Origin of the sequence: Funiculus sociatus GB2-C1, assembly GCF_039962115.1 — a bacterium.
Classification (GTDB): domain Bacteria; phylum Cyanobacteriota; class Cyanobacteriia; order Cyanobacteriales; family FACHB-T130; genus Funiculus; species Funiculus sociatus.
The window spans coordinates 71121-82354 of record NZ_JAMPKJ010000025.1 but is presented as its reverse complement, the minus strand read 5'-3'; the positions used below and the strand labels follow the sequence as shown (position 1 = coordinate 82354).

The 11234-nt window shown below is 42.9% G+C and carries 11 protein-coding genes and 2 pseudogenes; 7 read left to right on the top strand and 6 right to left on the bottom strand.

Features of this window, described 5'->3' with window-relative positions:
* Nucleotides 1-114 precede the first annotated feature (114 nt).
* Nucleotides 115-495, bottom strand: a pseudogene (locus NDI42_RS13910) (helix-turn-helix domain-containing protein); the annotation flags it as partial.
* A gap of 258 nt (nt 496-753) precedes the next feature.
* Between NDI42_RS13910 and NDI42_RS13905 the strand changes: the two are divergent.
* The 3 genes and pseudogenes from NDI42_RS13905 to NDI42_RS13895 all read left to right on the top strand — a co-directional run.
* Nucleotides 754-1050: pseudogene (locus tag NDI42_RS13905) on the top strand (IS701 family transposase); the annotation flags it as partial.
* A gap of 172 nt (nt 1051-1222) precedes the next feature.
* Entirely contained in the window at nt 1223-1525 is a 303-nt protein-coding gene (locus tag NDI42_RS13900) for a hypothetical protein (RefSeq protein ID WP_190458811.1), read from the top strand.
* 40 nt (nt 1526-1565) lie between these two features.
* A complete protein-coding gene (locus NDI42_RS13895; protein WP_190458809.1) occupies nt 1566-1925 on the top strand; it encodes a cupin domain-containing protein in 360 nt (119 codons plus the stop codon).
* A 485-nt stretch (nt 1926-2410) separates the two neighbouring features.
* Here NDI42_RS13895 and NDI42_RS13890 read toward each other — a convergent pair whose 3' ends face one another.
* Nucleotides 2411-3352, bottom strand: coding sequence for a ParA family protein (locus NDI42_RS13890; protein WP_190458807.1), 942 nt, complete (start codon nt 3350-3352; stop codon nt 2411-2413).
* A 419-nt stretch (nt 3353-3771) separates the two neighbouring features.
* On the opposite strand from NDI42_RS13890, the gene NDI42_RS13885 reads away from it, so the two are divergent.
* The 4 genes from NDI42_RS13885 (at nt 3772) to NDI42_RS13870 (ending at nt 8005) form a co-directional block, all read left to right on the top strand.
* Entirely contained in the window at nt 3772-4206 is a 435-nt protein-coding gene (locus NDI42_RS13885) for an HHL1-like protein (RefSeq protein ID WP_190458805.1), read from the top strand.
* A gap of 218 nt (nt 4207-4424) precedes the next feature.
* Nucleotides 4425-5885, top strand: coding sequence for an AAA family ATPase (locus tag NDI42_RS13880; protein WP_190458803.1), 1461 nt, complete (start codon nt 4425-4427; stop codon nt 5883-5885).
* A complete protein-coding gene (locus NDI42_RS13875) occupies nt 5882-6757 on the top strand; it encodes a Rho termination factor N-terminal domain-containing protein (protein ID WP_199311369.1) in 876 nt (291 codons plus the stop codon). Before NDI42_RS13880 ends, NDI42_RS13875 begins: the two co-directional genes overlap by 4 nt.
* 39 nt (nt 6758-6796) lie before the next feature.
* The gene (locus tag NDI42_RS13870) at nt 6797-8005 is read left to right on the top strand and encodes a glycosyltransferase family 4 protein (RefSeq protein ID WP_190458801.1); all 1209 of its coding nucleotides are present in this window, start codon (nt 6797-6799) and stop codon (nt 8003-8005) included.
* Between the two features lie 52 nt (nt 8006-8057).
* Here NDI42_RS13870 and NDI42_RS13865 read toward each other — a convergent pair whose 3' ends face one another.
* The 4 genes from NDI42_RS13865 to NDI42_RS13850 all read right to left on the bottom strand — a co-directional run bounded on the left by NDI42_RS13865 (nt 8058) and on the right by NDI42_RS13850 (nt 11208).
* The gene (locus NDI42_RS13865) at nt 8058-9116 is read right to left on the bottom strand and encodes a fatty acid desaturase (RefSeq protein ID WP_190458799.1); all 1059 of its coding nucleotides are present in this window, start codon (nt 9114-9116) and stop codon (nt 8058-8060) included.
* Between the two features lie 153 nt (nt 9117-9269).
* The gene (locus tag NDI42_RS13860) at nt 9270-9512 is read right to left on the bottom strand and encodes a hypothetical protein (RefSeq protein ID WP_190458797.1); all 243 of its coding nucleotides are present in this window, start codon (nt 9510-9512) and stop codon (nt 9270-9272) included.
* A gap of 152 nt (nt 9513-9664) precedes the next feature.
* The gene (locus tag NDI42_RS13855) at nt 9665-10168 is read right to left on the bottom strand and encodes a methyltransferase (protein WP_190458823.1); all 504 of its coding nucleotides are present in this window, start codon (nt 10166-10168) and stop codon (nt 9665-9667) included.
* Between the two features lie 89 nt (nt 10169-10257).
* Nucleotides 10258-11208 (bottom strand): aldo/keto reductase, encoded by a 951-nt coding sequence (locus tag NDI42_RS13850; RefSeq protein WP_190458795.1) that lies wholly within the window; start codon nt 11206-11208, stop codon nt 10258-10260.
* Between the last annotated feature and the right edge of the window lie 26 nt (nt 11209-11234).

The following is an 11234-nucleotide window of genomic DNA, read 5'->3' as shown; positions in this document are numbered from 1 at the left end:
TAGGTGTCAACAATTTTTTGCCGCAGGTCAAGGGAGTAGGGTTTCATCTCTAATCAAGAAAATACTCATGCTCTATGCTTTGAGCGTACCTCACTAGACAGGAAAAGGCTATATCTCTTCATCTCTTTCTCGATATCCGTAAGTTTTGTTTTTTTTTCGGGTAAAACCAATCTTTTTCAAGGCTTTTCCGATTGTTCGGTCACTGATTTTTTCCTCCCAGGCTTCTGCCATTTCTTCTTGAGTTCGACTGCCATGTTTTCGGGCAAATTCTCGAAATTTCTCGAAATCCGTGAGTTTTGCCCCATATCCTTGTTGATATCCCTTTTTGGCTTGACAATCTCCCGTTTTTTTTCTTCTGTTGAGCGATAAGTTTATGGTATTCCGACTAATGTTGAAGATTTTACTAGCTTGGGTTTTCCCCATTCCTCTATCTATTGCCTCTATTACTTTTATTCTCAAGTCATAACTGTAGGGAGCTGGCTTTCTTTCTCCTATTCACTCCTTTCTATTATGTCCTAACCTTTACTTCAGTTGCTATAAGAGCCAATGAGAGTATCATACTGGGACAGCAAGCTTTTCACGCCAAAGTCTGAGGAATGAAACAGATAACTCCCGCAGCCATACCCCCTTGCTTCAATAAATGATGTAAACGCTTCGATGAGATACAGAATTTAAGAAGAAGCCGGAATTAGCTGTAGAGTTAATTGACTGAAGTAAGGAAAGAGAGTATCAACCCGGTTTCAAAGAAATTGAGTTGAAGTTTTCTATCGGAAAGAGAAGGGATGGTTAAAAGTTAAACAATAGCAAATTAGAGATTATAGAAGTCTAATGAGGCATTTTATTCTCGTATAGCGTGCCTAAACTTTCATGTTATGGCACCGTTTAACAGGAAGACTATAAAGACGTTGGGCTAATAAACCTTTAAACACCTTTGTTGAGGTTTTGGAGGGGTTTAGAACAACTATCTCTTATCGGTTTTTCTAGTGGCTGAACCAGAACCGGGGTCTACTTGTCGCGGATATCGCTAGTTTTAGCTTGAATTGGGCTTGAAATTTGTTTAAATCCCACTAATGAATAATCTTTAAAAATACTCCTGCGGTGCAAGCCAAAGGTAATCTTTACAAAAATATACAAATATGCCTTAAGTTTGAGGAATACACCTGAGCAAGTGAAATAATTTTATTGGTATAACAATATTTGCCTGGTCTTCCAGAGATAGCCTGTGTTTCAACTTCTATATTTTCTAGTTCATGCAATCAGCCCGATTTTAGTGCCAGTGTGCTTTTTTTGTGCCTGGATGATGACAATTTTGGTTTTCTGGAACATCTTTAGCGCGATCGCACAGGGTGTTTCCAAAACTAAGCGTTTGCATAGCATACCCTGCGCTAATTGTCAATATTTTACTGGTGATTATCGCCTTAAGTGTACGGTAAAGCCTAGCGATGCCTTAACCGAAGAAGCGATTAACTGCTCCGACTATTGTCCAATTCCCGGTTATTCTCTACATTCTCAAGATTCGCTGTAGGATGGCAACATAGTCTTGTACGAATAACTATTCTTCGAGAATGCTGATTCAAAAGCTTAGTGCTTGTGAGGAATTTATTGCGGGCGATCGCACTCAGTTAAGAGAATTACTGCACCCAGAGAAGCAGCCGATTGAGTTGCGCTATAGTTTAGCTCACGCGGTTCTCCCAGTGGGACAAACATCTGTAGCGCACTCTTTAAAAACTTCTGAGGTTTACTACATCATTAGCGGCGCAGGTGAAATGCACATTGATGATGAAACCCAGTTAGTCGAACCTGGGGATGCGGTGTATATTCCACCCAATGCAAAGCAATTTATCCATAGTTGCGGAAAAGAGCCACTGGTGTTTATCTGTATCGTCGATCCAGCGTGGCGAAAAGAAGACGAGACAGTTTATTAAAACGTAAAGGCTTTAAATGCAACAACAGCACTCCAACGAAACTCACTGAGCGATCTCCTCTCATGGGCTTTTAGACCTGGAGTTGCAATAACTTAATAAAGTTTAGTTGCATAGCTCCCTAGTCAGTAACTGAGGAAATATCAGTCTTTAGGTGGGGTGCTGCTGTCGTTTTTTTGATGAGACAGATGTTAGATTAAACAGCGTTTTTTACCTCTCAAGTCGAATATGAACTGCGCTGTGGTATCTGTCAGAGAAGCTTTTCAGCTTCAATTCTTACTTTAGCAGGCTCTCTGGAAAGCACAAGATAACGAAACCAAATTTTACAGTTTTTGCAACAACTGCTGTTACTTTTACTAAGTAACATTAAGCTATTAGGTTGGGTTGAGGTTCCAAGAACCCAACCTATAACTACAAATACTGAAGGGAAAGGTTTCTCAGCAAGTAAGCAAATTCATATTATTTTTCTCCCTTGCTGAATTACTAAATTAATCCAAGTCGGATAAATTTATTTTGCTTTCTGGGGTTTTATAGGTACCGCTAGAAACCTGTAGCTTCTGTAAAAATTCCTGCGTTAACTTGATAAAGGCTTTGGAGCCAGACGAACTTGGATTTGAGATAACTACTGGTGTAAAACTGTCAACAGCTTTGGAAACATTAACATCCATTGGGATTCTGGTTTTGAAAATTTGAGTGGGAGTAAAGTCCTCGCTGACTCGCTGCATAACTTGCTGGTAATATCTGCCGCTAAGTATATTCCCCGACATAATGAAGACGATTCCCATCATTCGCAGATTCAGCAGACTCTCAGTGCCATGACTTTCTTTTAATTTGTTGATCCGTCTTTCCAGTAGCTGAATTCCTACTACTGATAGGGGTTCTGGTCTAGCGGGTAGCAAGTAAAAATTACTGGCAACGATACCGCTACGAGTCAAGAGGTTATAGCCGGGAGCGCAGTCCAAAATAATGAAATCATAGTCTTTAATAATCGGCTCTAAAATTCCTCTGATTAATTCCCTTTCAAAGTTATTCCAGACTTCGATGAAGTTATTGTTGTCCCCATTCATCGCTTTTTCATGGAGCATTTCGGAAACTAAAAATTCATCGTAGAGGTCAATGTCTCCCGGTAATAAATCGAGTCCTTTGACTGTGCAAACGTAAGGTTGAATGATATCTTGAATTGACAACTTGCTGGGAATTTCTGGTCTAATTGCTTTGTAAACCAGTTGCCTTAATGTGCGCTTTTCTTTCCGGCTCTTGCCAAAGTCTTGTGGCGACATTAGGCTGAGCGTAGCGCTGATTTGGGTGTCTAGATCGACAACTAAAACCCGCTTCCCATAAGTTTTGGCTAAACAAGTCGCCAAGTTGACGCTGAGAGTCGTCTTACCGACACCGCCTTTCATGTTTACCGTTGCAATGACATATCCCATGTGTTCGCTCCTCTGGTGGGTGATGCTCGCTCTTGCAGCGAATCCCCGGCACTCGATCGCTGGTCAACTGTTACAGCCTTAATAATAATCTTGGATTCTTTGTCGGAAGGCAATAGTGCGCCTTGAAGAGTTGCGCCGACTTTGCGATCGCAGTGTCTCCCTTGTCAACTAAGGAGAAGGCGATCGCTGCAATATATTAACTGCTTTGGGCTTATGGGAGCGATAAACCTAACTTTCTGTCTCAAGTTCGTTTCTCATGGCTGAATATTTATAGATGCTGTGAAATATTCCCCAGAAGCGCGATCGCTCTCGTTAATTCAAGCATTCTAGTTGGTTGTGCGCCAGAACCGCATCTGCCTTGCGCGATCGCAAATGCTTAAAATTATGTAAAATTTTGTAAATACCTGAAAACAAGATTTATGACAACTAATAGTGGATTCGGCAAAGCCAAGACAAGCAAAAAACCAACCAAATCCGCCTCTAAACGCACTCAAGCCTCCAAGCAGTACGACAAATTGAAGTCGGACGGCGTACCAGAATTTAATATATACATTCGCACTCAGGGTAAAAAGAACTGGTATCCAGCGGGTTCTCTAGCAGTAAATCGCACCAGCCAGATTAATCAAGCCATCTTTCAAGAAGAGGAGAACTTGCGCGAAGCCTCCTTACGCCTGTATCCAGTGCTACGCAAGAATAAAAGCCAATTGGAATATGGCTATCGTCTCAAAGGTTCTGAATTTGCAGATGAGCCGATTGAGGTTGCGGTTCCTCAAGAGCCAGTTTTACCTAACTTCTTCCAATCGACTTTCGATAAGGTGAAGAACAGCTTCTCTGGTTTGTTCAAGCGCGGTTAAATTTTTTTAATTAAAGGATAGTTTAAGCGATCGCGTGGCGGGGAAAAATACGCGATCGCTCAAATTTACTATTGCTCCTGCCAGACGTGCGAGGCTACACTCATACAAGTATGAAAGAACATCATCTCAGGTTAGCGATCGCCTTGACGCGGAAAACTTCATTCTATTGAGTAGGTTTAAGGTTCCAATTAGTGCAGTGTTATTAAGGAAGTACAGAATTGAACTTTAATCCTGAGCTTTGCCGCAACGAGAGCGAAGTAGAAAGTAAACTCATAGTTCAATATCTGCTGCCACAGCTAGGATACACTCCAGAAAATTGGCATCAAGAGATTGCCGTTGGCAGCATTCGATTAGACTTCTTGGCATTTGCAGCGCAAGTTGTTCCATTTGTGTTGGATGACAACTCGCCGTTAAGTGTTGTGATGGAGGCAAAGCATCCTAATCAAAACTTAAATAGACATACTGGTAGACTCAAGCGCTACTTAACGAGTTTAAATGTAGAATATGGATTGTTAACAAATGGTAAGGAACTCAGAATTTACCAGAAATTTCAGGATGATATTCAGCTAGTATTTAACTGTTCCGGTAGAGAAATTAGCTCTAGAATAGACGAAATAAAAACTCTCATTGGTAGAGACAGCTTAAAAGAGAAACCTACTGAAATCGAACATATCCAGATTAATCCCAATGAGAACCAAATCGCTACCTCTGAAAAATCACCAGCAAACCCTTCGATTGAAGTAACAAACGTACAAGCGGATTCAATTAATTCTCAGCCCCAATCTAGTGAACTTATTAAAGAGAAAAGGCGACATACTGTGAAGACAATAGCAATTTACCACAACAAAGGCGGCGTAGGCAAGACAACAACCGTAGTCAACCTAGCCGCCGCTATCAGAAAGAAAGGCAAAAAAGTCCTTATTGTTGACTTAGATAGCCAAGCTAATACTACCTTTGCAGCAGGTTTAGCAAAATTTGATGATGAAGAACTAGATGAGGTAAAAGATTGCAATGTTCGTCATCTATTACAGTCAGAAGAGTTTTATCCTATAAACGAAGTTGCTAAGAAATCTCAGTATACTAACCCAGAAATTGATGTGTTGCCTTCCCACATCAGTTTAATGCAATACGAAACTGAGCTAAATCAACAAGATTCTAGTAAAATAATGCTTTTGCAAAAACTAAAAGCAGTAGAAGGTCAATATGATGTTGTAATCATTGATACGCCACCATCTTTAAACCTTTATGCCAGAATTGCCTTAATTACAGCTGACTATCTAATTATTCCTTCGGATCTAAAACCGTTTGCTAATCAAGGGTTAGTAAACGTCAAAGATTTTGTTAAAACAATTAATGGGTATAGAAAATTTCTCAATAAGCCACCCATTGAAATATTAGGTGTTCTTCCTTGTAAAATATCTACTAATTCCAGGTTTGGACAATATACCTTACCAAAGCGCTTAGAGGTAATTCCCAAACGCTACAATTTGAAAATAATGGAAAGCGTTATTTATGAAAGAGAGGAACTGGCAAAATGTACCGAAAGAATGCAGATTGTAGGTAATATGGAAATACCAGATCCAATATCGGTACTTGATTTTAAGCCAGATTCTCTCGCAGCCAAGGAATTTGAGTTACTAGCAAAAGAAGTTTTGCAAGAAATAGGACTAACTGCATGAAATTATCTACTTCGCTCGTAGCAGTAAAAAAAATTAACTCTAATGTTGCACGTTCAGAATTTTTAGAGGATGAGTTAAATAGGACTGCTGAGTTAATTTTAAAAGCTGAAGGTATTATTAATCCCCCAGTTATTCGCAGAACCAGTCTGGAATCCTATGAGGTAGTTAATGGACACTTTGAATACTACGCCGCTGTTAAGGCTCGTGAGATAGATCCTCGTAAAGGGGAAATGATTGGAGCTTTCATTATTGAATCAGAAAATGAGAAAGTTCTCATGGATCAGGTTGAAGTCCTGAGAAACCGAGAATTTAATAATGAGTCACCAGTTGCTGACACACAGCCTTTAAATACGGTTGAATCATCAAAGGAGGTAATACAAATTGAAAGTATATTGCCAGAAATTGAGAACTTGATAGATAAGAAGCTTGAGCAGATTAGCAGCAGGCTCAGTGAACAAAATGAGGAACTTCTCAGGGAGCAGGTTGAAGTTCTGAGAAGTCGAGAAATTAATAATGAGTCACCAGTTGCTGACATACAGCCTTCAAATACGGTTGAATCATCAAGGGAGGTAATACAAATTGAAAGCATATTGCCCGAAATTGATAAGTTGATAGATAGAAAGCTTGAGCTGATTAGCAACAAAATCAGTAAACATATTGATGAATTTGTTAAAAAAATTGAACCAATCCTGAATAAGCCAGTAAAAGTAGAAATCAAGAAAGGTGATACGCCTCCGGAACCGGACTACACTGAAATGACAGTTCCGGAGCTAAAAGCGCGCGCAAAAAAACGGAATATCAAGGGATTTTCAGGTATGAATAAAGCTCAACTCATTGCAGCTCTTAAAAAAGCTGATGCAAGTCAAAGTTAAAGACAAATCTGTAAGACTAATAAGACTAAACGAATTTCTATGAATATTTTAATGCTTTCTTCAACGTTTCCCTATCCGCCTAGCCGGGGGGGAACCGAGATTAGAACCTTTAACTTGTTAAAATACCTGCACCAGCGTCATAACATCACACTGGTAACGCAACGCCACAGCGGAGTATCAGATGCAGAAGTAGAAGAACTTCGTCAGTGGGTAAGCGACTTGGTGATTTTTCCGATTCCTGCGGAACCAAAAGGTGGATTATTGGGGAAAGTGGGACGCTTTACAGAATCACTGGTTAAGGGAACGCCGCCAAACGTTTTGCATCGCTACTCACCAGAAATGCAAGCTTGGGTGGATACCTATGTCAAAGCTGGGAAGTGTGACGCAATTACCTGCGAACATAGCGTAAATGAAATCTACGTTCGCCCGGAATTTCGCAATTCAGTGCGGACGGTGGTAGATATTCATAGTTCCGTTTATGGCTGGAGTAAAAACCATCTGGAAATGGGGGCTTCTCCTAATGCTTTGCGCGATCGCTTGTATCTCTCAATCTTGTACAGTTATGAGAAACGCTACTGCACTAAATTTTCTAACATTGTAGTCACTACAGAGGACGATCGGCAGCAAATGCTCCAGTTTAATCCTGCTGCTGAAATTAGGGTAATTCCTAATGGCGTTGATCTAGAGTTGTTTCCCTATCGTCCTAAAGATCCCGGTGGACACCAGCTAGTATTTGTGGGGGCGATGGATGCTTCCCATAATATTGACGCGGCACGGTTTTTTACCTTAGAAGTCTTGCCAGAACTGCAAAAGCGTTATCCTGATGCCACATTTAGTATTGTAGGAGCCAGACCAACGCCTGAAGTCAAGGCACTCTCGGATCGCTTGGGGGTAATAGTTACGGGTAAAGTCTCCTCGATGGCAGAACAGTTACACTCCGCAAGTGTTTGTGTTGTCCCGCTACGCACGGGGTTTGGGATAAAAAATAAAACTCTAGAGGCGATGGCTGCTGGGGTGCCTGTGGTGGGAAGCGATCGCGGTTTGGAAGGATTAGCAGTTGAGGGTGAAGGCGTACCTTTACGGGCGTTACGCGCTAACGGGGTACGAGAATATGTGGATGCGATCGCGCGACTTTTTGAAGATGCCCAGTTACGAGAAGAGTTGTCGAAAAATGGGCGATCGCTTGTAGAAACAGAGTATACCTGGGAAAGTGCTGGATCGCGTTATGAACAAGTCTTAATTTCTTAAAACACTCTCGGTACGCAGAAATATTACTTTGCGTACCGAGAGCGTTTAAAGTTTAATTTTTGCTACCTGCGTGATATTCATTGAAAGACTTGTAGTAGTCTTCTGAATCGTACAGGTGACACTCGTCAGTAATTTGCTTCATCAAAGACCAAGAGAAGCGAGTCTCGCGAATTGAGTCTCCCCACTTTTCTTTGATAGCGCTATGCGCTAGTCGCAAATTATAGGAGGGAATTGCTGTGGAAATGTGATGAGGAATGTGAACGTTGATATCGTGGCAAAGGAATTCTACCCAACGCGGATAATCGCAGTGAACCGTGCCAAATAGCTGCGCTTGCGCCTCATTCCACTGCGTAGCGGGAGTAAAGGGAATTTCTGGTGCTGTGTGGTGAACGAGAGTAAAGGTACTCATCCAGAAGTGGTAAACCAACCACGGTAAGAGCCAAAATTTAACAAATCCCCAGACACCAGTTGTCGCAATTAACAAGGGGAAGGCGACGCTGGCAAATCCCAATACCACCAGTGCGGACAATTTTACCTTCTGCCGCTCTTTGCCTTGGAATCGCGTCCAATCAAAGTGCATCATCGACCAGTGGATTATCGAAGCTAACCACCAAAACCGGCCCCGCATTAAGCGATAGCCCCACTGTCCCGCCTTTGGCATACTGTCATAAAATTCTGGCTGGAAGGGTTGCCAAGCGTTGTCTTCCTCAAGCTTGTTAGTGTGGGCGTGATGGTAATTGTGCAGAATTCGCCAACTGTGGAAGGGATAAATTAAGGGCAACATAAATATATGCCCCACCAAATCGTTTACCCAGCGGCGGTTGGCAAATGAGCGGTGTCCGCAGTCATGCCCAATTACAAAAAAACCTGTCAACGCTGTGCCTGTAAATATCCACAGCAAAGGTGTCAGATACCAGGGCGCGATCGCTAACCCCCAATATCCCAATCCCACCATTAAAACGTTGATTACCACGCTCGTCCAGGCTTTCTGACGATTTTTGGCAAAAACCTCACGCGGCAGACTTTTCAAAATGTCTCTCATGCGGAGAGTTTCAGCAGTTGTCGCAGATACCAGGTTGGTGTCGGTTACTTTGATCGTCGATAGAGTCATTAAAAAATTTTCTAAGTATCAGTTAAGTGAATTCAGCCATCAATGCACAAAAAAATCCTGCCCGGTGCGGATTAGTGGCAGGCAATAGTTTTTGTCAGCTATCGGTTGCTGACCGGGTTACAAACCGCACTTAAGAAGGACAAAACCTTACTACTATAGCTTTTTGTTACCGATGGCATCGGAGAAACCCGCATCTTGACAATCTAATGTTAGACGCTGCTTCTTAAGTGATTGCAGTTGCTGCAAAAGAATTTCAACTTCCACTTGCAAATGCAAGAACTTTACTTGCTGGTCGGTTTGATACACAGCTTTGGTTAACAAAGGCGATACATTACTCCCCAGATGGGAGTTGCCAACATTTTGAGGACGGGTCAGTGTTGATGAAAGAGTGGACATCAGCTGAATAGATATTTCTGCTTACTCACACCATTTTGCAATTCTATCCTGAACTGGCAACTTAGTAAAACTTCATGTGGCAATTTTACACCTGGGCAAAAAAAATCAGAGTGGTAGACAAAGTGTGATACCCTCTACTGGATTTGGTTCGCTCAGTAGAGCCAGGGAATCAGCTTTCTGACTTGTTGCCGATAATCTGCGTAATCTGGGTACTTTTGCGTTAACCATCCTTCCTCGTGGCTGGCTTTGGCATCCAAAAAGACGAATAGGATAGCTGCTGCTACCAGGTGGGACAAGCTGACGAAGAAGATTGCCCAACTTAAGGCAGCCAAAATTAAGCCACTGTAGACGGGATGGCGCACGATGCTGTAGACACCAGTTTGAACTAGCTGCCCGTTGTCTTTGGGATAAGGTAAGGGAGTCAGCTGCTGTCCCAAATCCAGCAATCCTTTGGCAAGTAGCACTAATGCCGCCAGTCCTAGTAGAGCAGCAATGCTTAAGTTAATAAATCTGTCAAGAGGTAAATTAACTGGGCGGTAGACTGGCAAAACGACAAAACCGACGATGAGAATTGCCTGAGCTACTACCCAGTATTCGCCTCTTTGATTATTGCGCCAGCCTTCGCGGGAGAAGCCCCAATCTGAGAAGATTTTCATAGGATGCGATCGCTCTATCAATTTTGGATTGAATTCGCTGGTTCCCAAGCTGAGCTTGGGAACCAGCAGCGTAGAGGCTAGAGCCTCAATTAATTTCGCCAAGGGCGGCTCAAAAGTTCCAGATGGGCAACTTCCTGGGCGCTCAACTGCCAACCCAGCGCCCCGGCATTCTGCCGCGCCTGTTCGGCTGACTTCGCCCCCGGAATCGCAATCACCCCATCCTGGGCAATCAACCAATTCAGGGCAACTTGAGCGGGTGTTTTTTGGTACTTTTCTCCAAGTTTACGCAACGCACATATCACAGGCTCGATTTTCTCCAAACCGCTGCGATTGAAGCGAGAATCAAATTTACGTGCGCCAGTCGGCTCCTTGCCATCCTCGACTCTATATTTGCCAGTCAGTAACCCCTGAGCCAAAGGACTATAAGCCAAAATAGTCACGCCTAGCTGACGCGCCGTGTCGAGAATGCCGTTAGCCTCGACTTGCCGAGTCAGCAGCGAGTACCGCACCTGATTTACAGCCAAAGGTACGCCTCTAGCCGCTAAAAGCTGATAAGCTTCTTTCATCTGTTCGGCTGAGTAATTGCTGACACCGACTGTAGCAATTCTGCCCCGCTTCACCTCTTCCGCTAGGGCATTCATCAGCGTTTCTTGGCTCATCAGGAAGGCGAAAGGCCAATGCACCTGATAAAGGGCTACTTGCTCGACCCGCAGACGTTTTAAACTCTCGGTTAAGGCATCTGATACTGATTGTCCGGTAACTCGCCAAGGGTAAGGGCCGTATTTTGTGGCAATCTGGGCTGTGCGCCCAGCTTCTTGCATGAACTTTCCCAAGAACTCCTCTGATTTTCCTGGGCCGTACACTTCAGCCGTGTCAAAGAAGTTTACGCCGGAATCCAGAGTCGCTTCAAAAGCTTCCTGCAACTGGGTTTCCCCGTAGTCGCTGCCATAGTTCCAAAATAGCTTGTCCCCCCAAGCCCAAGCGCCGATACCTACAGCAGTGAAGGTGGGGCCATTTTGCGCTAACGTGATGGTTTGCATTGGTAATACTTTTTACAAAAGTTTAT